At 59.0% G+C, this 23,272-nt stretch carries 16 protein-coding genes; 9 read left to right on the top strand and 7 right to left on the bottom strand.

Going from position 1 to position 23,272, the window contains the following annotated elements; all coding sequences use genetic code 11:
• The first annotated feature begins 158 nt into the window (after positions 1-158).
• The 5 genes from ASD32_RS16515 (at position 159) to hydA (ending at position 5,159) form a co-directional block, all read left to right on the top strand.
• The gene (locus ASD32_RS16515) at positions 159-959 is read left to right on the top strand and encodes an ABC transporter substrate-binding protein (RefSeq protein ID WP_060639144.1); all 801 of its coding nucleotides are present in this window, start codon (positions 159-161) and stop codon (positions 957-959) included.
• Between the two features lie 61 nt (positions 960-1,020).
• Entirely contained in the window at positions 1,021-1,695 is a 675-nt protein-coding gene (locus tag ASD32_RS16510; protein ID WP_060639143.1) for an amino acid ABC transporter permease, read from the top strand.
• Positions 1,692-2,429, top strand: coding sequence for an amino acid ABC transporter ATP-binding protein (locus ASD32_RS16505; RefSeq protein ID WP_060639142.1), 738 nt, complete (start codon positions 1,692-1,694; stop codon positions 2,427-2,429). Before ASD32_RS16510 ends, ASD32_RS16505 begins: the two co-directional genes overlap by 4 nt.
• Before the next feature lie 29 nt (positions 2,430-2,458).
• Positions 2,459-3,742 (top strand): cysteine desulfurase-like protein, encoded by a 1,284-nt coding sequence (locus tag ASD32_RS16500; protein ID WP_060639141.1) that lies wholly within the window; start codon positions 2,459-2,461, stop codon positions 3,740-3,742.
• Positions 3,743-3,758: 16 nt separating this feature from the next.
• Positions 3,759-5,159 (top strand): dihydropyrimidinase, encoded by a 1,401-nt coding sequence (gene hydA, locus ASD32_RS16495; RefSeq protein ID WP_060639140.1) that lies wholly within the window; start codon positions 3,759-3,761, stop codon positions 5,157-5,159.
• A gap of 162 nt (positions 5,160-5,321) precedes the next feature.
• Here hydA and ASD32_RS16490 read toward each other — a convergent pair whose 3' ends face one another.
• Positions 5,322-6,260: an AraC family transcriptional regulator gene (locus ASD32_RS16490; protein WP_060639546.1), complete on the bottom strand. Its 939-nt coding sequence runs from the start codon at positions 6,258-6,260 to the stop codon at positions 5,322-5,324.
• 104 nt (positions 6,261-6,364) lie between these two features.
• Between ASD32_RS16490 and ASD32_RS16485 the strand changes: the two genes are divergently transcribed.
• The 4 genes from ASD32_RS16485 to ASD32_RS16470 all read left to right on the top strand — a co-directional run bounded on the left by ASD32_RS16485 (position 6,365) and on the right by ASD32_RS16470 (position 11,508).
• Positions 6,365-7,573 (top strand): MFS transporter, encoded by a 1,209-nt coding sequence (locus ASD32_RS16485; RefSeq protein ID WP_060639139.1) that lies wholly within the window; start codon positions 6,365-6,367, stop codon positions 7,571-7,573.
• A 357-nt stretch (positions 7,574-7,930) separates the two neighbouring features.
• Entirely contained in the window at positions 7,931-9,040 is a 1,110-nt protein-coding gene (locus ASD32_RS16480) for a histidine kinase dimerization/phosphoacceptor domain -containing protein (protein ID WP_060639545.1), read from the top strand.
• Positions 9,041-9,053: 13 nt separating this feature from the next.
• Positions 9,054-9,464, top strand: coding sequence for a response regulator (locus ASD32_RS16475; protein ID WP_060639544.1), 411 nt, complete (start codon positions 9,054-9,056; stop codon positions 9,462-9,464).
• A 244-nt stretch (positions 9,465-9,708) separates the two neighbouring features.
• Positions 9,709-11,508, top strand: a complete 1,800-nt coding sequence (locus tag ASD32_RS16470; protein ID WP_162252673.1) for a PAS domain-containing protein — start codon at positions 9,709-9,711, stop codon at positions 11,506-11,508.
• A 29-nt stretch (positions 11,509-11,537) separates the two neighbouring features.
• On the opposite strand, the gene ASD32_RS16465 is transcribed toward ASD32_RS16470, so the two are convergent.
• The 6 genes from ASD32_RS16465 to ASD32_RS16440 all read right to left on the bottom strand — a co-directional run bounded on the left by ASD32_RS16465 (position 11,538) and on the right by ASD32_RS16440 (position 23,226).
• Positions 11,538-12,938, bottom strand: a complete 1,401-nt coding sequence (locus ASD32_RS16465; protein WP_210171110.1) for a hypothetical protein — start codon at positions 12,936-12,938, stop codon at positions 11,538-11,540.
• A gap of 88 nt (positions 12,939-13,026) precedes the next feature.
• On the bottom strand, positions 13,027-14,343 hold the full coding sequence (locus tag ASD32_RS16460; RefSeq protein WP_280139462.1) for an ABC transporter substrate-binding protein: 1,317 nt from the start codon (positions 14,341-14,343) through the stop codon (positions 13,027-13,029).
• A 26-nt stretch (positions 14,344-14,369) separates the two neighbouring features.
• Positions 14,370-14,951 (bottom strand): SCO family protein, encoded by a 582-nt coding sequence (locus tag ASD32_RS16455; RefSeq protein WP_082546799.1) that lies wholly within the window; start codon positions 14,949-14,951, stop codon positions 14,370-14,372.
• 1,223 nt (positions 14,952-16,174) lie between these two features.
• The coding region (locus ASD32_RS30465) for a hypothetical protein (protein WP_210171109.1) at positions 16,175-16,780 on the bottom strand (606 nt) is incomplete at its 3' end.
• Between the two features lie 34 nt (positions 16,781-16,814).
• On the bottom strand, positions 16,815-17,420 hold the full coding sequence (locus ASD32_RS16445; RefSeq protein WP_060639133.1) for a hypothetical protein: 606 nt from the start codon (positions 17,418-17,420) through the stop codon (positions 16,815-16,817).
• 25 nt (positions 17,421-17,445) lie between these two features.
• Complete coding sequence (locus ASD32_RS16440) at positions 17,446-23,226, bottom strand: hypothetical protein (protein WP_156383207.1); 5,781 nt, start codon at positions 23,224-23,226, stop codon at positions 17,446-17,448.
• Positions 23,227-23,272 lie beyond the last annotated feature (46 nt).

The raw sequence follows: 23,272 nt of genomic DNA, 5'->3' as shown, positions 1-23,272 counted from the left end.
CTACAACGCTGCCGCCTATTATCTGAGCCAGTCTATTTTATCGGCACGCTGTCTTGCAATTGCCAGACAGTCATGCTTCCTTGGTTGAACCGGTCTGACCAGTTAGACCAGTCAATCCAGCGTAAACGTGTTTAAGCCAAAAAATCAAGGGGAACATCATGAAAACGCTCACCCGTATCAAGTCCACCATCCTGTCCGCTCTGCTTGCCACGGCAGGCTTTGCATCCTCTTCCATCGCAGCCGATCTGACAGTCGGCGCAAACATCGGCAACGTCCCGTGGGAATTTCAGGATGCGTCCGGCAAGACCGTCGGCTTTGAAATCGACCTTGTGACCGAAATCGGCAAGCGGCTCGGCAAGTCCGTCGAATTTGTCAACATCCCTTTCAGCGGGCTGTTTTCCGCCGTTCAGTCCGGCCGCATCAATATGGCCGTCTCGTCCATCACGATCACTGAAAAACGGCTGGAATCCGTGACTTTCGCGCAGCCATACTATGACAGTGACCAGTCGTTGACGGTGCTGGCCTCCAGTGGCATTTCCGGCGTTTCCACCATGGAAGGCAAAGTCGTCGGCGTCGATACCGGCTCGACCGGCGACATGTGGGCGACCACCAATACGGCAAAATACAAGCTTGGCGAGATCCGCAAGTTCGAGGGCCTGTCGCCAGCCATGCTCGACCTGGCTGCCGGCCGCATCGACGGCTATATCAGCGATATTCCGGCCCTTCAGTACTACGTGAAGGACAAGCCGGAACTGAAGGTGGTGGAGCGCATCACGACGGGCGAGAAATATTCCGTCATGTTCAACAAGGGCGATCCTTTGGCGACCGAGGTCAATGAGGTCATTTCGACGCTAAAGAAGGAAGGGTTCGTCGCCAAGCTGCACGAGACCTGGTTCGGTGCCAAGGCCGAAGATACGACATCGACCGTGATGGTCATGGACATGCCGTCAGCCAAGTAACCGTGACCCCATGTGATGACGGCGTTGGCGCGCCGCCATCACATTCAAAGCCGGTGGCCTCATGAATCTGCTCAATACCTTCTTCAATATACCAATCCTGATCGAAACCTTTCCGCTGCTTTTATCAGGGCTTCTGGTGACGCTGGAAATCGGCATTACAAGCATCGTCGCCGGTCTGGCCGGCGGCCTGTTTCTGGCGCTCGTCAGGCTTTACGGAGCCGGTCCATTTCCGTTCCTTGCCAAGATCTACATCGACATTTTCCGCTCGATCCCTCTTCTGGTGCTGCTGATCGTGGTCTATTACGCCCTGCCCTTTGTCGGCATCCGGTTTTCGCCTTTCGTCTCGGCCGTCGTGGCACTGACCCTCGTGTCATCGGCCTATACGGCGGAAATTTTCCGTGCTGGCATCGAGGCCATTCCGCATGGCCAGTTTGAGGCATCGCAGGCGCTGGGGCTTTCCAGCCGCCACATGATGATCGACGTGATCCTGCCGCAGGCCATCAAGATCGTTATTCCGCCACTGACCAACAATTGCATCAACGTCCTCAAGGACACCGCCCTCGCCTCTGTCGTCGCCATGCCCGACCTCCTCAAACAGGCCACCCAGGCGCAGGCCCTCTCAGCCAATCCGACGCCGCTGATCGGCGCGGCCCTCATCTATGTTGCCCTGCTCTGGCCGCTGGTCAGCATCGTGGCGCGCCTTGAAAAACGCTTCGGCGGGGAGAAGCGCTCATGAGCCAGCTCATCCAGATCACCAATCTGAAAAAGGCCTATGGCATCTTCACCGTGCTGCACGGCATCGATCTTACCATTGCCGAGGGGGAAGTCGTCTGCGTCATCGGGCCATCCGGTTCCGGAAAGTCGACCCTTATCCGCTGCATCAACCGGCTTGAGGCTTTTTCCAGCGATAGCAGCATTGTCGTCGATGGCGTCACCGTCGGGCCGGGCAAGGCGCTGGCCAAGGTTCGGGCCGAAGTGGGCATGGTGTTCCAATCCTTCAACCTCTTCCCGCATCTGACGGTTTTGAAAAACGTCATGCTTGCCCCCATGCGCGTGCGGGGCAAGAAACCTGAAGAGGCAGAGCGCAAGGCACGCGAGCTTCTTTCTCGTGTCGGCATTGCGGAGCAGGCGGAGAAATATCCCGGGAAACTTTCGGGGGGACAGCAGCAACGCGTCGCGATTGCCCGCGCCCTGGCGATGGAGCCGAAGGTGATGCTGTTCGACGAGCCGACCTCGTCGCTCGACCCGGAAATGGTCGGCGAGGTGCTGGATGTCATGAAGAGGCTCGCTGGCACCGGTGTGACGATGATCGTCGTCACCCACGAGATGGGATTTGCCCGGCAGGTGGCCGACCGTGTCATCTTCATGGACGGCGGCCGGATCATCGAACAGGGCACACCGGGCGAAATCTTCGACAACCCTAAGGAAGAGCGGACGCGCGGGTTCCTGCGCGCCGTTCTCAATCACTGAGAAAAACAAAAGACGGTCTGGAGGACCACATGCCGAACCAAGACAACCCGACCCAGGATCGACTGGATATCGACTTCGTCCGTAGCCAGTTTCCCGGTCTTTCCCATGGCTGGACGTTTTTCGACAATGCCGGCGGATCGCAGATCCTCAAGCGCGCCGTCGAGCGGATCAATACCTTCCTCTATGACAAGAACGTCCAGATTGGCGGCAGTTACGAGGTGTCGCAGGCGGCCGCAAAGGCCCTTTATGAAGCCCGCACGGCGGCGATGCATCTCGTCAACGCGAGGCGGCCGGAGGAAATTGTCTTCGGCAATTCAACCACCGCGCTCTTACAGAACCTCGCCCGCGCCATGACCAGCCAGTTGACGCCAGGCGACGAGATCGTCGTCACCATTGCCGACCACGAATCCAATATTGGCCCCTGGGACCGGCTGCGTGATGCCGGCATGGCCGTCAAGTTCTGGCCGCTGAACAAGGACACTTTCACGCTCGATGTTGCCGATCTCGAACCGCTGATGTCAGATCGCACGAAGCTGGTCTGCATCACCCATGTGTCGAACATCCTCGGCTCGATCAATCCGGTGCGGGAGATCGCCGATTTCGTTCACTCCAAGGGGGCGCGCATCTGCATCGATGCCGTCGCCTATGCGCCGCACCGTGCGATCGATGTTCAGGACTGGAATGTCGATTACTACGTCTTCAGCCTCTACAAGACCTATGGTCCGCATTACGCACTGATGTATGGCAAGTACGAGCACCTGCTCGAACTCGACACGCTCTACCACTACTTCTACGGCAAGGACAAAGTGCCGGGCAAACTGGAGCCCGGCAACCCGAACTATGAGCTCGCCTATTCGACCTGCGGTATCGTCGACTACCTCAGCGAACTCGGCGAAAAGGCCGGAGAAACGGGCTCCACCCGTGAAAAGATCGTCGCGGCCTATGACGCGATCACGCTGCAGGAAAATGCGCTCGTCGACCGGCTTCTCGGCTATCTTCGGGGCCGCAACGACTGCCGGATCATCGGTCAGAGTACCAACCGCGACGGCCACCGCATCCCCACCATCAGCTTCGTCTTCGACGGCCGTGACTCGGCTGAAATCTGCAAGGCGATGGATGCCCATCGCATCGCGATCCGCTTTGGCGACTTCCACTCGCGCAGGCTCGCTGAATATCTCGGCCTCACCGAAAACAATGGCATGGTCCGTGTCTCGATGGTTCACTACAACACGATCGAAGAGATTGACCGGATGACGTCGGCGTTGGATCAGATCCTCACCTCCGCCGGCGCTACCGTCGCCACGTCCGCTTGAACCCGGAGGATCCCGCATGAAGTTCGACACGATTATCCGCAACGGAACCGTCGTTACCGCCAGCGATACCTTCCGGTGCGATGTCGGCATCCAGGATGGCCGCATCACAGCCCTCGCCGGCAGTCTTGATGACGCGGCGGAGATCATCGATGCCAGCGGCCTCTACGTCATGCCCGGCGGTATCGATAGCCACGTGCATCTTGCGCAGCCGTCCGGCGACGGCATCGTCATGGCCGATGATTTCGCCAGCGGCACATTGTCGGCAGCTTTCGGCGGCAACACCACGGTGATGCCGTTCTGCATGCAGGAAAAGGGCACGACGCTCAGGGAATCTCTCAAGGTCTATCACGGCAAGGCTGACGGTGAATGCTATGTTGACGTCAGCTTCCATCTCGTCGTCACCGATCCGACCGGATATGTGCTGGGGCAGGAACTGCCAGCTCTGGTCGAAGACGGCTATACCTCGATCAAGGTCTTCATGACCTATGACAATCTGCGCCTTCGCGATGACGAGATTCTGGCGACGCTCGATAGCGCACGCTCGTCCGGCGCTCTGGTGATGGTCCATTGCGAAAATGAGGATGCCATCCGTTTCCTGATCGGCCGCCATGAGAAGAACGGCGAACTGGCGCCAAAATATCATGCCAGCAGCCGCCCCGTCGCTGCTGAGCGCGAGGCAACCCACCGGGCATTATCGCTGGCCGAAATCGTCGATACGCCGATCGTCATCGTCCATGTTTCGAACCGCGAGGCCATGGAAGAAATCCAGCGGGCACGCGCCCGCAGCAGCAAGGTCGCGGGGGAAACCTGCCCGCAATATCTGATGTTGACGGCGGACGACCTCGACGCCACGGAGCTGGAGGGCGCAAAATTCGTCTGCTCCCCGCCGCCGCGCGACAAGGAAAGCCAGGCGGCATGCTGGGAAGGCCTGCAAAACGGAACCTTCGACCTCTTCTCCTCAGACCACTGCCCGTTTCGCTTCGAGGATGATCAAGGCAAGCTGAATGAAAAAGGGAAACGGAATTTTCGCTGGATCCCGAATGGAATTCCGGGTGTCGAGACCCGGCTGCCCATCCTGTTTTCCGAAGGCGTCGTCAAGGGGCGGATCGATCTCAACCAGTTCGTCGCGCTTTCATCCACCAACCATGCCAAACTCTATGGCCTCTATCCCAAAAAGGGAACGATCGCCATCGGTTCGGATGCAGATATTGCGCTCTGGGACCCAAAGAAATCCGTCGTCATCACGAACGGCATCCTGCATCACGGCGCTGACTATACACCCTATGAGGGGCTGGAGGTCACGGGCTGGCCGGTGCGGGTGCTGCTACGCGGAAAGACAGTGACGAACGGTGAGGTGCTCGTCGCGACCAAAGGATCAGGCAACTATCTCGAAAGAGCGCGAACGTCTCTTATTTAGCTCGTGCGCGAATACGTCATCAATTGTTTACGCCAGCATGTCGCCCGCGCTCACTCTTGATCCGCGCCCGGCGGCAAGGCGCAGGTCGCTATCGATATGAAGGACGTGCAACATTCGCCTTCGCATGGCAGCAAAATTCAACGATACAATTTCCAACTCAGATCAAACGCGCACTGCGCCATTGCTCTTCCCATGTTCGCGGAACTGGCTCGGCGACGCGCCGATGATGCGTTTGAAGGCGCGGCTGAAGGACGCTTCTGATTCATAACCGAGGCGTTCGGCGATGACCGCGACACGTTGCCCATCCCTCAGCCACTGATGGGCTTGATGCATACGCATCTTGGCCACGTACCGGGCCGGCGTTTCACCGACGACGGTGGCAAACAGTTGCGCAAAACCGGAGCGGGAGGCACCCATGTGGCGAGCCAGTTCGTTGACGCTCCAATCATGCGACGGATCCAGGTGAATAGCCGCCAGCACACGGCCGACTTCCGGATTGCGCACGGCCGCAAGCCAGCCAGTCGAGTCGCCGCAACCATGCTCAACCCAGGTACGGATAAGTGTGGCGGTGAGAACGTCAGCCAGGCGCGAGAGAATTCCCCCTGCCCCGACCCGGTTCATGTCCACCTCCCGCATCATTGCGTCCAGCAGCAATGGGATCGTCGGCTCGCTGACAGCCAGGTCGCTTGTGCGCATGACATCAGGCATCAGTTCCAGGAGCGGATGCCGCTTATCGACGTTGAACCGCATTACCGCAAAGAAAAGAAGATTGCTGGTGTCAGGGCAGGCGCATTGCAGATCGACGATACCATCGCAAAGACGCTTTCGGGCCATGCATTCCACCGGCGTTGATGGCAGCCCCGGCGCGCTTGCCAGCACATGCGCGTCGCCGCGTGGCAAGAGGACCGCATCGCCGGCATGCATTTCGGTCCATTCGCCCGAAGGTGACTGCAGAAAAGCATGACCGGCAGCCAAGAAATGGAACTGCGCTTCCGCCTGCCTCGGATATGCCGTCGCCCAAGGGGCGGAGGGCTGGCAACGGCCATATTCCACACCGTCCAAGCGCAGTCCCCGCAGCATCTCGGTCAACGGATCAGTCATCTCAGCACCAAAGTTGGACGAATAGTCATGCCTTTTGGCTTTTACAGCATAGAAACACCAGAACATACCGTCTAGCCTTCTGTCAACATTTATGGAGACAGCAGATGAATACCAGACATGAGACAAACGGTTTTCGCGCCGACGACGGCACCACGAAGCCCGCCTGGGCGGGCGTGGTTTCCCTCTCCCTCGGCGTGTTCGGTTTGGTGACCGCAGAATTTTTGCCGGCGAGCCTGCTGACACCGATGTCGCATGACCTGGGCGTCAGCATCGGCGCGGCCGGGCAATCGGTGACGATGACAGCCGTTGTCGGTGCGATCGCAGGACCCGCCATCGTCGTCGGCACCAGCCGTTTCGATCGGCGTTATACGCTCTTGGGTCTCACCGCGCTACTGATCGTGTCCAGCCTGATCGCAGCCTTATCCAGCGGCATGACGATGCTGCTCTTGTCACGCGCCCTTCTTGGGATCGGCCTTGGTGGATTCTGGGCCATGTCACTTGCCTTGGCGATGCGGCTCGTGCCGGAACGGCTAATGCCACGGGCCATGGCCATCATCATGGGCGGCGTCTCCGCCGCAACCGTCTGCGCAGCACCGGTCGGGGCCTGGGTCGGCGAAATGATGGGCTGGCGGTCCGCATTTGTCATCACGGGCGTGCTCGGGGTGGTGGCGCTTTTGGCGCAGGCACTCACCTTGCCGGCCATGCCTTCCACCGGTCCGGCCAATCTAGGCACGATGGCAACCGTCCTGCGCCGCCCAGCGATCCGCATCGGGCTTCTGACCATCCTACTGGTCGTCGCAGGACACTTCGCAGGGTTTACGTTCATCCGCCCGTTTCTGGAAGATGTACCACATTTTGGCGTCGAAGGCGTCTCGGGAATTCTGCTGGCATTCGGTATCGGTGGGTTTTTCGGGAATTTTGCCGGCGGATTTCTTGCCGAGCGCAACACAGCCCTGTCAATGACACTTGCGGCAGCCGGTATTGCCATCACCGCGTTCGTGCTCAGCTTTGCCGGCGCCTCGCCCATCGTCGCCACAGTCGCCACGACCCTGTGGGGCTTCGCCTTTGGCGCTCTGCCGGTCAGCGTCCAGAGTTTCGTCACTCAGGCGGCGTCTGACGAACCGGAAAGTGCCGGTGCGCTAACGCTCACGACTTTCCAGATCGCCATTTCGAGTGGTGCCGTCTTCGGCGGTTTGATCGTCGGAACCCATGGCCCCGCCGGTGTCTTCGCCTTCGCCGGTTTGTCCGCCCTACTCGGCGCCACGCTGATCGGCTTTGCAGGTCGCACACGACTAGCCGCAGCCGCCGAATAGAGGAACTCACTGGCCTCTAGCGTTGAGGGAGTGTCGAGACGGGCACTCCCTGAGTATCCGCCCTTGGCTGATTGCACGCGACAGGGAGAAACTTTCCCATAAATCACGATTCCCCGCAGCTCGCTGCGTGGGCGGCCATCTTAGCGGTGCCAACGGTCATCGCGGGCAACTACGATTTTCTGAAAATTACTATTATAAGTATATATATATTTTCTGAACTTTTTTCGAGAATTACTGCGCTGATCGCACTTGGTTGCATCGAATCGGGTTTTTCTTCTACCTGCCAAAATGCTTTTTCAGGGCGTGGAACATTTCACATTCCTGCGCGTTACCGACGGATTCACAAAAGGCTTGTTAATGGACGACGAAGTTTCGGCAAAAAGAGGTGCGCAAAACGCCGGAAACAGACTTCTTGCGGAACACCCATCGGAAGACCCATTCGCGGCGGCGTTCAAGGCTACCCGCATGCCAATGATCATCACTGATCCCCGGCAGCATGACAACCCGATCATTTTTTCCAATAAGGCGTTTAGCGATCTGACAGGCTACGCCGCAGACGAACTGATCGGACGCAATTGCCGTTTTCTACAAGGACCGGAGACCGATCGCGCATCTGTCCAGAAAATTGCCGAAGCGATCAGCGAGTTTCGCTCCATCGCGATCGACATTGTCAACCATCGCAAGGATGGATCGATATTCTGGAACGCTCTCTTCATTAGTCCCGTTTTCAACGACAGCGGCGAGGCGATCTACTTTTTCGCCTCTCAACTCGATTTCACCGACGACAAGATCAAGCTGATGAAAACGGCGTCCGCCCGCAGGAAAGCCGAAGCCGAAGTTGCCGCTCGAGCCAGCGAATTGAGCCAGGCACTCGACGCCAAGATCACACTCGTCCACGAGGTCGACCACCGGGTAAAAAACAACCTGCTGACCATCGCGTCGATTGTGAAACTGCAGGCCCGCAAAACCAAAGATGAGACGGTGCGCCATACACTTCTCTCGGTCCTGAACAGGGTCGAGGCCCTCAGCACTGTTCAACGGAAGCTCTTTACGTCACACGACGTAGCCCGTTTCGACGTTGCTGACTTCGCCCGCGATCTCGTCGTAGACCTTGTCGGGTCACTCAGACGCAACGATATCCAAATTACGATGGAGCTTGCTCCCGTCCTCGTTCCGGCTGCAAAAGCTTCCCCGCTCGCACTCATTGTCAACGAACTGATCGGCGATGCCGTACGCCGGGGATTACGGGATGGCGGCGGTCAAATTCACCTGACGGTTAATCAGCCGAATGGACATTTCCTGATCGAGGTCAGAGACACTGCCGATCCGGTTGCCGTCAATCCAGAAGACGACGACTTCGGACGGCTTATGCTGGAGACCTGCTGCCGTCAGGTCGAGGCGGAAATCCATCGCGAAATCCGAGGGCGGGAGACAATCGTCCGCGTCACGCTGATGGTGGATCATTGACATGGAACGCAGTTTGAAAATCATGATCGTCGAAGACGAGGCCCTGCTCGCACTCGAACTTGAGGAAGAAGTCGAGGCAGCCGGGCACTCCGTCATCGGCCAGGCCATGAGTGAGAAACAGGCAATGGCAATTCTCGAGCGGCAGGTGCCCGAGTTTGCGTTCGTGGACGTTCACTTAACGGATGGCCCGACCGGGATCGACGTCGGCAGACACCTTGCGGAGCGGGGTATCCCGTATGTGTTCGTAACCGGAAACCTCAAACGGGTGCCGGATGATTTTGTTGGTGCAATCGGTGTGATTGAGAAGCCCTATACAATGAACGGGCTTCAAAACGCCCTCAGCTATATTGCGCGTCTTCTCCGTGGAGACGTCAATCTCACGGTGCCTCCAAGTATCATCGTCGGACCCCGCGGATCGGCTTGAAGGAGTAGACGCGCGCATCCCGAAAATGACTAAGCTATGTTATGCTTTAATTGACTTCGAATGCGGTCGCTCCTACCTGGAAGGAGCTACAGTTGCTGGCTCTGGCTAACCATGAAATGAAACGGCCAATGATGAATTTCGCGACACCCTTCCCGATACTTTGCCTTCCGGCAACAATATGAGCGGCGCGGCCCCCCGCCTTCCCGCTGCGCCATTCCAACAGACTGCTGTTGACGCGACGCTGATGGCCGAAATTCTGTCGGCGTCCGACGATTGCATCAAGGTGATCGGTCTCGACGGAAGCCTGAGCTTTATGAGCGTAGGTGGAATGCGGGTGATGGAGGTCGATGACTTCGACACCATCCGCGGATGCCCTTGGCCAGATTTCTGGAAAGACGAAGGCAACGACGCTGCCAAAGAGGCCCTGGATTTTGCGAGAGCAGGCAAGAGCCACACCTTCATCGGAACGGCGGACACCGCGAAAGGCAATCCGCGATGGTGGGAGGTGAAAGTCTCTCCGATCTTCGGGCCTGACGGCAGGCCAGACCGCATTTTGTCCATATCACGCGATATTACGGGGACCAGAAAGGCTGAAGAGGCCGCCTTGCGTTCCGAGCGTCGAATGAAGGACACGTTGAAGGCGGGTAGCCTTGGATATTGGGAGCTTGATCTCAAGACGATGGTTCTGGAGGCATCCGATGTGTGCAAAAAGAACTTTGGGCGCGACGAAAACGAAGCTTTTACCTACGACGAACTCATCAGTGTCATCCACCCGGACGATCTGTCCCGCATGCAGGCGGCTGTTCGCGAAACGCTCGCAACTGGCATAGGCTACGATATCCAGTACCGGATCGTTCGCTCGGACGGCAGGGTGTCTTGGGTCCTTGTGCGCGGTCAGTTGGTGAACGACAATCGTGGCCAGGCTGCCTTTATGAGTGGTGTTTCACTGGATATCACCGACCTCAAGGCGATGCAGGAGAAGTTGACCAGAAGCGAGGAGCGTCTGCAATCGGCTCTTGGCGCATCAACCATGGTCGGCATCTGGGACTGGGACTTGAAAACCGACCTGATTTACGCCGACCCAAACTTTGCGGAAATCTACACCGTTGCACCAGACAGAGCAGCCGCCGGAGCGCCGCTGGAAGAGTATATCCGCAATTTCCATCCCGACGACATGCCTGCTTTTGAGGCAGAACTCTCTCGCGTGTTCGCGGGTCAGCCAACCTTCTCCGCCGAGTATCGCATCGTCCAGCCGGACGGAGGGGTTCGTTGGGTGCATGCAAGAGGTCGCCTGATTCGCGACGCCACCGGCGAACCTGTGAGGTTTTCAGGTGCGGCGGTGGAAATCACCGAGCAGAAGAAAGCGGAAGAAACCCAGCAAATGTTGATGCATGAGCTGGCTCATCGCGTCAAAAATACGCTTGCCGTCGTGCAAGCGATCGCGGCGCAGTCGTTGCGGAATGCCTCTTCGGTCAAAGAAGCCGGCGAAAAGCTTCAATCGCGTCTGACGGCACTGTCCAAAGCGCACGATGTGTTGACCCAGGATGATTGGCGCGGCGCAGCAATGAGAGACGTCGTCGATAATACCGTTCGCAATATGGGCATGCAGGACAGCGGCCGCGTTCAGGTTCGAGGTTCCAAAGTGGTTCTAGGACCACAGGTAGCCATGTCGTTCGGCCTTGTATTGCACGAGTTGATGACAAACGCTGTCAAATACGGCGCGCTTTCGAACGACGAAGGGCGCGTCGAGATCGATTGGTCGGTTGTTTACGTAGATGACGAAAAGACATTCCAGTTCAGCTGGGTGGAGATGAATGGCCCCACGGTCGTCGCTCCCGAGCGCAAGGGCTTTGGTTCGCGATTGATTGCCTCCAGCCTCAGCGCATTTGGAACGGTTGATGTGGCCTATCGCCCAACTGGCCTCAACCTGCGATTGAGCGCGCCAATGGCGCAGGTCGAGGCCACCATGTCGCCGGTCGCCAGCGAAACAGGCGCGCGTCAGGATACCGTTGTGCAGATCCGCAACGGCCGATCTCCCTCGTGACCTTTGGTGTTCAAGACCTCCTCGACGAACTACTGCCCATCACACACCCTGCCCGGCCCGGCTCCGATCTCCTGTGACAACGGATGACCCGATGCAGGGAACGGCGACGGGCTCGACAGGGCAACGGGGCCGGATGCCGCGATAAATGTTCCGCCCGCATTCGTCAGGAAGCAGAAATTCTCGAACGAGACGGGACTTGGATACCCTGGCACGCCAAAAGTCGTGATTTCTGGATAGATATATTCCGATATCGGCGCCGTGTAGGATCCGGATGTAAGGCCGGTGGGCAAAACCGCGTGAGGGCTGCCGATGACGGCGACTTCCACATCGCGCCTGACGGCACGGGCATTATCCTTTGAAGGCCAGGTGTTGCGGAATCGTCCGAGTTGAGGCCCGTTCGATGGAGAAAGTCCCGCAGGTCCGGAAAATGAGAAGCCGATATTTCCACGATCGGAATCGGCAATTCTCACATCGACGCTGCGGGTCGGATCCGTACTGAACCCGACGATCCTAAATCGCGTGGTTTCTTCCTGAGGAATATCCGGGAACCGCTCGCCTTTTGTACCCTGCAAGGCTTCTTCAATAAATACATATACCGGCTCCGCGCCAGGGGAGGTATAGACGCCAAGTTCTGCGTCCAGGCCATAGGCAGAGATCAGAAAACCGCCTGCAGGGTCGGGCTGCAGAATCCCAGCATAGGTGACGTAATCGTCAACCCTGAGAAGGATAGGCAAATCGGGATTGCACAGATGAGCCGGAGCATTGCCGGACGCCGCAGCCTCGCCCGCAGTGCGCACGCAGGTGAACCGGTAAGCATCCGTTCCAACCGGACGATTGGCAGACGGGCATTTCGGATCGTCCGCAATTGCCGGATCGCTCCTTGGCACACAGACGGGAAAGCCGGTCTTGGCGTGGATTGGAGAGTTTTCCGGATCCAGTTCGAAACGTGCATCCATCGCCAAGGCGGCCTTGGCGCCTTCGTCGTTTCGCAATCCATAGACACCCGTCACGTCGTTTAACCGCACCCGGGCGCCGGCAGCGCCGCTCTTTGCGCCAATGCGCATTTCCCCGGTGGCATAATCGATCTGCTGGATAAACCCTGCGCCGCTGTGCAGGGCGCCCTGAGAGATATGGACGACACCGGCTATATAATCTCCGGCAACGATATTGCCGATGATCTCCGCCTCAAATGCGGTCTTCGGTGGCACCGGATCGCTGAGCGCAAGGCCGCTCGCAGCCTGCATGGCACCAGCCGCATCGAGAAAGAGATCGTGTGGCGTCATGTATTTGCCGGGCATTGTCACCAGAAGATTGGTGGGAAGCGTCACCGGGATATTGCTGACCGTCATCTTCGCAGCTGATACCGGGTTCCCCGGCGTGTCCAACGTGAAGGCCTCGATTTCACCGCTGATGGCGAAAGACGGCTCCATTGTCTGGCCCGACACGTGACCTGGAATGGAGGCTGCGCAAAGAGCAAAACCTCCGAGAATATATCTGCGTACCGCCAGGGTGCACATATCAGTCCTCCTTCTTCGCTGCAGCCCATGGGCCCATGTTTCTACTTTCACTGTTGTCTTCGGGGTCCAGCGCGAGAATGCCGGCATCCCATGCGTTCGCCCGCCCAACAGAAAATTCGACGGGCGCTCCGGGTATCGGCTCAAAGCCGGCAATCTGTGGCAAAACCTCGATCAGCGATGTCTCGTGCAGGGACGCGCCGGCTGCCGAAAGCGCCTCCATGGCTATGCGTGAAGACGCGGCTCCCAGAAGGGTCCAGATATCCCCACTGGCATCACTGAGTACCGCAGCTGGAAATGGCAGCACGATCCGTCTTCTCCAGTGCTCAGTGACCTCGCTCTTCACCACGCCCAGGTTGCTGAGATCATAACCTAAGCAACCATCAGCCTCGGGCGCAGGCAGTTGCCTCACCCTATCGTCCGTCACCTCAACGACACCTGCATCACCTCTGATAGCGTCTTTGCCCATTTGCAGCATCCAGCGCGGCCCGTTTGTCTGGCAGGACAAAAGGGTCGCCTCCAAGAGCTTCTTTTGAGCGGTTCGCGACGCCATAAGATCGGATATCCAGCGGTTGGTTGGCCGCGCATCCTGACGCACGACGAGGCTTGCAACGACTGGTATACGCGCCTCCGCCAGACGCTGCTCAAGCGCATCGTCCGTTGCGTCCCACATGCCGCCGACGATGGCGTAGATGTCCTGCCGGACGAGGCTATTTAATGCAGCACGCTCCCCCATGGCGGTGTCGCGCGCAATGAGCTCGATACGGCGCCCATGAATGCCGCCTGCATGATTGGTTGCCGTGATGACGCGGGTTATTCCGTCTGCAACCGCCTGGCCCTGCTTGGCATGCGGGCCGGAAAGGGGCAGCAGCAAGCCGAGCCTTAGAGCATCGGCAGAGACACCGGGTGGCAAATCCGCTGGCGTGCCAACGCGGGCGAGATAAGAAAAGAGCGCCTCCCGCTCGTCGGCCGAAAGCGTGTAGCGGGGCATGATAGACCCGAGCGGATCGCCGCCACGGCCTATGCCGGCTTCAATCGCTGCCAGAACCGCATCTTTTGATCGATAAGGGGCTAAGGGACCACGAAGAGATTCCAGCGACACCTTGCCGATCGCCGGCGCAGACATGCCGCCTTCCGTCTTTCCGGCGCCATTCGTTCCGTGACAATTGGCACAGCCGGCAAATGCCGCAGGCAGATGCCTGTCCGTTGCTGCGATGCCGGCGGAAAAAGGCCGGGTGCCTTGAAAGAGTGCGCGTCCATCGACGATATCGCCGGCGCGGGCAAAAGCGACTGAACCGCCCGCCCAGATCAACAGGATCATCCAGATCTGCGCCTGCGCCCGGCCTTTCACTGTGTCGCCTCCGTCAATAGCTTCAACAGGACGGAGGGCGGCGTCGTGACATCGGCGCGCGTCCAGCGTTTGGAGGTGGGATGACCGATCCAGAACAGGGATGCATGCTGAGAGGGATCGCCGTTATCCTGATCAAATGCTTTCCAGACGGCGCTCAACTCTTCCTGTCTACCACTCAGCATTAACCAGTTGCCTTTGTCGCCCAGGACCAGGCCGAAACGCTCGGCATAGGCCCGGATCGATGCGGGTGTATCGCCATACGGATCGAGGGAAACGGAAAGGAGGAGCGGCTGCGGCCCGGTGAGAGGCTGGCGCTTTGCTATTTCAGCCTGGAGCAGCGCCAGTTGCGCCGTCTGCGTTGGGCAAACAGCCTGACACCCCGTGAAGAAAAAATTTACTAGGACCGGGCGGTCCCGCAAAAGAGTGTCCAGGGACCGGTCCTTGTCGTCCTGATCGACCAGTTGCGCATGGGGGAGTGCCGGGCCTGGATGTATCCATTCGTCCGCTTGCGCAGCGGCTCCTAAAGTGAGCCAGCAAAACGCGAAAGCCATCAGTTTTTTTGCAGATGGCCCGGTCATTGTGCCTGCCCCAGGAGTGTCTCGCCGAGCTGGCCTTCGACGAACGACAAATTGGCGGATCGGCTTGACACGAGCAGATCATACTTGCTTTTGCGCGGCAGCTTCACCGTTGCCTCGTATTGGCCGTCTCCCACATCGCGAAGCAGAACGCGGCGCTGCCAGCCGGTATGTTTTTCAAACACCAGCAGCGTGAGATCCCTGAGCCCGGCGAGTGTGGTGGGATTACTTCCAGGCAATGTCTCGGTCAGACGGACGCGAATTTTCTCGCTTGCGGTATTTTGCGCGGCGGTCCCACTGTTACCGCCTCCGAGAAGAGCCGCATGCCACCGCGCGGCAACGCCTGCCTGCTGCGCATCGCCGCCATTGATCACAACTGTCGAACAACTGGACATTCTTGGGCCGGCCGCGCCGATGATCAGCTCATATCGTCCTCCAGTCCCGGCTTTTACGGTCGCCCTGTAATGCCCTGCCTCGACCTCCCGGAACGCATAATCGACGATATCCAGACCGACCGCTGCCCGGCGATAATTCGAATAGCTGCCGACGGGGGCCATCATGCCCTCGCTATACTGGTAGATCATTCCATCGGTCGGGCTTGCCACGAGAATACCGTTGCCCTCTGGCGAAGCCGCCACCCTGGACGTTGTGCTTTCCTCGGCCGAAGTACCCGGAGAACTCACCATCACATCGAGCGCCTGGTTCCTGCCGCGCCGGAGGTCTTCAAGTGCATAGATTGTCGCATAGCCCGAAGGACCCCCGATCGCATAGGCAAACTGATGGGTAAGGACAATGCGATCGGCGCCTGGCTGGGTCGTAAGCCGCAGAACGATGTGACGGGTCGCGAGATCGACAACGCTGGCGTGTCCGTCGCCAATCGCTAGAATGAGGCGTCCGCCATCGAGTAATTGCATGGCTTTTAGCGGATGCGGCAGGGTTAACCCGGACGATCGAACGCCTTCGTCATCCGGCAAGAAACGCAGCATTCCACTCGCCATTCCGATAATGGTCTGTTTGGCATTGGCGCTGTAAACGAGAGCTTTGGCAGCATCGGAAAGTGCGAGTTGAGGCTTGCCGGCCAAACGGCCGAGGAACCGCAGGGTATTTTTACCGTCCAGCCAAGCCACGGCTTTTCCATCCGGTGTCGAAAAAACATCTGCAAGGCCTGGCGCTTCTAAAAGCTGCAGTTGTGCCTTTGGGTCATCGAGGGCAAGCGACGCAATCTNGAGCCACAACGTGTTCGACGATGGATCAAAATTTATGTGGCGGGCGGCACCTGTCTCGGGCAGGGCAATGGTGCGCGTCACTTTTGAGGAATGCAGATCCACAGCGGCAAGCGTGGCGGGATCGGCAAGCAGGACCCACATCTCCATCCTGTCCTTCACCTGCACCCAATCCAGCGGCCGGGACTTCAGATCGACGATGCTCTCCAGTTTCGCATTGTTGAAACCGACAAATGGATTGATGAACGCCATGCTGCCATCGGCATTCAGCGAGACGATCCGGTACTGATTCAAATCGACATCGCTGCGCCGGCCGATGCCTTGCGTCGCCAATGTCTTGATCTTCTCCGCGCAGCTTTTTTCCTGCTCAATAAGACCGCCGCGATCGCGTTGCATCCAGCCGAGCACGGCGCCCTTTCCATAACGGATCGGTGTGCCCGACGCCTTTTCGGATACGAACACGTCCAAAATGCCGAGCCCCGCATCGCTGGCTGGCGAGAACGACCAGCGGACCGAGATGCCACCATCAATCGTTTCCCCTTGCACTCCGGTGGCGGCATCCGCCATCGCGCCGGTAGCCGGGCTGATGAAAAAGGCAATTGCCGCCAAGCAGATCGGGATGATATTGACCGCGAACCTCATGTCAGGCGATCCAATACAGGCGTGACAACACGAGCCGGTCGAAATTGCCGGCCAGCGAGGCGTCGAAACAAGCGGCCTGGATACGCGCGCCGCCCGTTGCTTCTGCCCCGACGAACGGAGCCGTCGGCACGCTGCCCGCCACCATCGCCGTGCCGGTGATCCCGTCACCATAGGCAAGCTTCCATTCGGGATCTCCGGTCAGGAGAACCCACATGACCCCATGTAGGCCACGCCCGTCATAAAGTTGCTGATCGCCGAGGATGGACAGATAGCCGCCGATCCCGAGAACCGGCGCATCGAAGGTCAAGGTGATCGGCGTATTGTTCGGCTGGCTTGCGCCGGGCGGGTATTTCGCCATGAGCGCACATTCGCCGCTGGCAAAATTCACGTCGATCATGACGCCGTTGATCCGCAACCGGGTGACCGGGCCGACCCGGTTGATCGTCACCGGCGCGCCATTCGCCGCATAAAGATGGGGACGGTTGCGGACCGGATCGTCTTCGGCAATCTGCGCTCCTGCGGCCGTACCGCCAACGCGATCCCACATCAGTTGCCGCGACGGCGATGAGAACTGGTCTGCCCTTTTGACCATGTTGATGCCAGCCATCAGCCTGTCTCCCTATATTGAGTTGCTACTGGGCCGTTTTCGCGGGCGCCTCGACCCGCAGGATTCCCCAGAGACCGCCATCGAAGAGAAAGCTTGCCTGGCTGCGGAACAGATAGTCCAGTGCCGCCCTGCTTTGCCCGCCAGCCACCAGTTCAAGCGTTATTCCCATCATCGGACCAAAGCCGTTATAGACGCCCTGACGAATGCTGGAGCCCGCGCTGGAATCCATTACACGCGACCCGTCTTTCCAGGGATAGGGGTTCCAAGGATGTCCGCTGACCGCCAAGCCCTGCTGGCGTGTATGACCACCGGGATGAACGAAATGCAGGCGGACGGATTCCCCGGCCCGCGCCGTAAGCACAGGCGTTTCGGGATCGCAGGGATGCGAAAGTGCGTAGTTTGGGGCGATGCCTGCCGCGCAGGTGACGGCAGGCGGAGATCCGGCCTGGGCCGAACTCATCATATCGACCTGGTCGTGCTCGTTGCGCTCGGGAAACCCGACGCTTGGGTCATTGCCGGTGCGTGCCCAGAGCGGCTCCGTCCTGTAGTTCATGCCCTTGACGCCGTAATCGTCCGGCTCTTCGGCACCCGATAGGTTTTCGACAGGAAGACCGCCATGGGTCGCGAAAACCGCGTCCTGCATGACGATCGTATGATCGACATAGCGCTTGCCCGCCGTCGTGCAGATTTCGGTGCTCGGCCCCTCCGTCATCCGCACGGGCTTGCCGTCGGGGTCAACAAGCGGTGAGCCGTCCTGGCGCTTCAGATCATAGGCAAAACGGTCGTCATCGCAGACCTGCGAGCCCTCCGGACCGATGATCAGCGCGCCTGCCATCCCATGCCCGGCATGTTTCAATGGGTCGCCGAAGCTGCGAAGCGGAATGGCATTGAACTCCACAGGCCTGTTGAACTGCGTGCCGGTGCCCATGAAGTCGGTTGCGCTCCAGGTGAACAGGCTCCGGCAGCGCTGCTCTTCCTCGCCATCGACCAGCATGTTGCCAATGCATGGCGGCACAAGCGTGCCCTGCCGCTTCAGGCGATCCGGTGCGCTGGTGAAGGCATCCTCGCCGGGCTGGGTGTCGCGTGCCCGCAGGACGACCGCACTGTTCAAACCGACATTCGAGCCATCTCCGAAAGTTGGACTTTGAAACACAAGCGTTGGCGAGATGCCGACGCTTGAGGACATCCGGAACTGGTTGACGTTGAAGCCGTCGGTGATCATCGGCAGGAAATTGAAGGATGCCTTCGCTTCGGTCACCTCTTGCGGTTTGCCGTTGATCACCACTGCCGGGCCGTCGTCGAGCACCGGCGGCAAAAGGTTGCGCAAATGAACATCGATGCACTGGCCAGCGGCCGCATGCATGACCAAAGGTTCCAGCTTGCGGCCCGCACCGAATTGTCCGCGAAGTTTCTGCAGAACGGCAGCGTTGCTCATCACACCGCCCTGCGGATCCTGCAGTTCTTCGCAGGCAGGCATGCTCGACCCTTGTGGCGTATTGCTACCGCCGATCGTGCAGGTCCGTGCCGGGTCTTCCAGAACGTAGACGATGGCGCTCTGATCTTCGATCCCCAGCCGCGCGCTATACTGAATGCCACGCTGATGCTGCGAGCCGCAGGAACCATAGAGATCGCAGGCACGAACGGCGCTCACCGGGAAATATCTGTGCAATTTGGTTTCGAAGTCGGCCGGATCATGCGTCGCGCAAGGATCCTTCGTATCCCCGCCGATCTCGGTCACGACGGGATCGGGAAGCGGCGCCAGAAAATCCCGTGGACTGATGACGAGATCGGCGGTGCTGCTCGTCTTCATCGGCAAGGATGTTTCGGTCTTTGGCGTATCGCGATAGGTCCGCATCACGCCCCAGAGCCCGTCCCACAATTGATCGACGGACGACCCGAAATAGAGATAGTCGGTCACCGGAGATTTGACCGGGTTGGTCGTCACATCAAATTCGAAATGTTCCGAGATGCCCACCGGCTGCGAATTGACGAAGCCGGAATTGTTAACGTCAGTCGCTCCGCCAAGACCTGGCAGGCGGTGCCACTTCACACCATTCATCGTGAAGACATGCTGGGCTTCCTGCGCGCCCTGGATGAGCCGGATCTGCACGCGGTCGCCTTCGAATGTCGGCAGGATCGGCGTCGCAGGATCGCCAAACTCACGCCACGGCTCCAACCGGAGAATGCGGGGATCGCAGCCGTAGGAATCCGGTAGAAGATCTTTCGAGTACAGGGCGCAATTGAAGTTCCGGCGCCATTTCTCGACGCTGGCCACCACGCCATCAAGCCTCTCTTCCATGCCCTTCTGGCGCATCAGGTCCCGCGTGGCCGGCGCAACGATTGTTGTCAGAGGCTGCTTTGCCAGGAGCTCGTCGCGTTTCGCATGGACCGACGTACTGAAACCATTGGCGGTATCGCCGATACAATCCTGGTCGCCGATTGAACATGGCTGGTTGAGAATAGCGCGCCGCGTGTGCTGGCTATAGTTCCATCCGCCCTTGGCCGGATCGGCCGTTGCCTCGCTGATCCGCAACGCCAAAGGTTCGTGGCGATAATTGAAATACTGGCTGCCGGGATCTTCCGACGATATCGCAAGCGGGCGCGCCAATGTCGTATTGACGTGCCGCCTGCCAAAACGGACTGCGGATTTGTCCCGGAAGCCATTATCGGCGAAGGGCTCCGGGTTGATCGGCTCCAGCGCCATATTGTAGGCGATGCCAAAATCGGCAATGGCAAGATCGAACTCGCGCCGGGTGTCGTGCGTCTGTTTTTCCGGCGAACAGGCGGGCACATTGCGGCCTTCGTCAGGCTGGAGGGCATGGAAGGAATCGCTGTTGCCGATGCATTTGGGGGCAAGGATATTGGCCATCGTCCCCGTCGGTCCGCCATCGTCCCGCAACTTCAGCGGTTTGCGCGGCTCGATGACCTGCAGAAGCGAACCCGCACCCTTCAAAAGCGAGGGAGCTGTTTGCGTGGCGATGTCCGAACCACCGATCAGTTTTCCGCAGAGAGGGTCGAGGTTTGGATCGCCGGGCAATCCATTGCATTTCAGCGTGCTCGCCGCCTTGATGTCGGCACTGTCGATCGTGGCACCTATCCGCGTCCATAGGGAATTGGCGGGTTCGATCACGAGGCCGGCATAGAGCCCATGCTGTTGATGGGAGCTTGGACCCATGTGATCGTGCGTGAACACGGTGCGAAGCGTATTGTCCTTGCCGTTCACGGTGTTGAGGATCGGATCTGCCCACCAGCGCTGGGTCGTGCGCTGGGCGCCGCAAAGTGGGTGTTCTTTTCGCAGCAGCTGTTCATAGTCGTGGCTGCTGAGAGTGCCCTGCGGCGGGCATTGTCCACGCTTCAACAAAGCGCCATAGCGGGCCAGATCGGCTTGCGCTGCGGTAAAGATATCGCCGCCAGGCAGGAACAGCGGATGGGCTTTCGGTACAAGGCGCTTTGCGGGGGAGCCTGTTGCATCCAGATGCCGGTTATAGGCGAAAATCCGGTCGCGGACTTCCTGCGGCGAAAACGTAGCATCTTCATAATTGAAGCCGTTGGCGGAGCCGTCGGAGGACGTCACATCGAATTTGACCAGATGGATATGCTGACCGATCGTGTCGGTTGGCGTGTAGATCTGGAAATCATCGACATTGAGCGCCGCCGGCACAAAATTCGACGATTTGAAGTTGATGCATTCCCCGGAATTGGCTCTGAAGAACAAAGGGGATGGAAGGCTGGTGCGCGTATTGGGATCGATCATGTCCTTGATATCGTTTTCAAGAACAATGATGCGTCCCTGGGGATCGAACCAGCCGTGTTTGTTGTAGGTGAGTTCAGTCTGGATAAAGGCCGTGCGATAGTCGCGTTGCGGCGCATCCTGAGGACAAGGTTCAGCATAGGGTGCGCCTTGCGCCCGTTTGCGGCCATTGACGTAGAAATAGGCCTGGCCCGCGCCAATCTGCTGTCCGGGCAATCCAACGGACCGGTCAGTCAGATAGGCTTTGGGCTGCCACCATTCGGGATTGGGGAAGCTGGTAATCGCACCGGGGACGATACCTGGCGATGCCAGGGTGCCCTCGTGAAACTGCATGGCAACCTGCTCAGACGGTTCGCCCTCCAGTTTCAAGGGTGCGATATCGAGCGTTTCCCACTCCCCCGCCAAGGCGCTCAGTGCTGCGGGATCCTGTGTGGCGACGCGCGCGGCGATCAGCTGGGCTGCCTCTCCGCCGGTTTCCAGCGCGCTGCGGATGGCATCCGGTCCCTTGCTGACGTCTCCTTCGACCACGACGTGGCGCGGCAAGCCGCCATCGACAATCTTGTCTTCCGGAGGCGCGGTGCTCAGATCGGCCCAGGGTGCATCGACGTCGAAATCCAGCACCGGTTGCGGCGGGCGATGGCCGGGATGTCCGGGAATATAGAAGGGATAACCCCGAAACTTCTCGGTCGGCATGAGTGCGAGTGCGGCACCAGGGATCGGGACGAGCCCGGGCGTTTCCGTACCCGTTGCGATTTCCATGTCCGGAAGGTTCATCGCCGCCGGATCATTGCTGGCGCTGACGGGCTTTGTGCGATCGAAGTAACCGATATGGCCATCCGTGAACGCATCATGGCTGCGCCACAACTCCCACATCCCTTGCGCAAAATGTGGGTAGAGATGGCAATGGAAGATGGAATCGCCAGGTGTGTAATTGCGGTTGCCGGAACCGCCGAACTCTATGTCATAGCTGAACGTCGCACCCGGCGAGATGGTCTGCGAGTCGAGATAGGAAGCGTTCGGATCCGTGGCGTCGGGAACCCATTGATGCGCATGCAGATGAAAGACATGCGTTTCCTTCGGTCCGGCGTGAAGATTGCGGAACCGGACATTATCGCCGAGATAGGAATGATGAACGTTCGACGGATCGTCACTGTAAAGGGCGCCGGCAGGCTTCCCGGCAGCGTCATATCTTAATATCAGCGCCGGATCCCCGTTTGCCCAGGAACTGAGGAAAAATTCCTCGCCCCTGCATTCAGCACAATCCTTGACGGGGCCGACCTGCTTGCCGAATTGCTTGGTGGACATCACCAGCGAGCCCATGCTGCTGACGCCGTAATTGATGCCCATGCCGTCCTTGATCAGACTGAGCGGGTTGTTTTCATCTTCAAGCTCGGGAAACGCCTGCTGCGCGTGAACCTCGTCGTGGAAGATGACTGTGAACTCACGGAACGGCTTGCCACATCGCGAACCATAGGCGCGGCCATCGCAATTTTGGGTGGTCTTGGCAGTTGGCGGAACGATGATGGCGTTGAGGTCGCTGTGAACGATGTTGCCGTCCTTATCGAGAAGGTTGAGGATCGGCACACCATCGGCTGCACGTTTCTTCTCGTAGGCAATGTTCGAGTAGGGATGCTTCTTGCTTGCAACAGTACCCTTGATCGCCTGCATATCGGCATTGCTCACCTGCGAGCGGTACCAGCGCGAGCCGGCCGGCTCGACGTTGACAGCGCCAAACAGGCCAAGCCCGATCTGGCCCCCATCCCCTTCGCCGCCGACCGGCGCACCCATCGAATAGGCAAAAAATGCGCCGTCCTTGCCGGCCCTCCAGCGTGTTACGATCGTCTGTCCCGGCATGGCAAGGGAGCCATGCGAGAATTGGACGCGCGTCTTAGCCGGCGTTGCAGGATTGAAAACGATGCCCTGTTGGGATGGCAATCCGACATTGGAACCGTCCCCGCCGCAGGCAGCGTTGAGCGGGCACTCCATATCTTCCATCGGATCGATCTCAAGGCCGGCGATATGAAAGGACGCCGCACGCGTGCGCGGCATGTCCACGCTGATGGGCTCTCCTGGGCCAATCCCGCTTTTGGCCTCAGATCCC

The sequence above is a fragment of the Rhizobium sp. Root483D2 genome, assembly GCF_001426685.1.
GTDB classification, from domain to species: Bacteria; Pseudomonadota; Alphaproteobacteria; order Rhizobiales; family Rhizobiaceae; genus Pararhizobium; species Pararhizobium qamdonense.
Note: the sequence above shows the minus strand (reverse complement) of the source record. Positions and strands in the feature narration are given on the sequence as shown.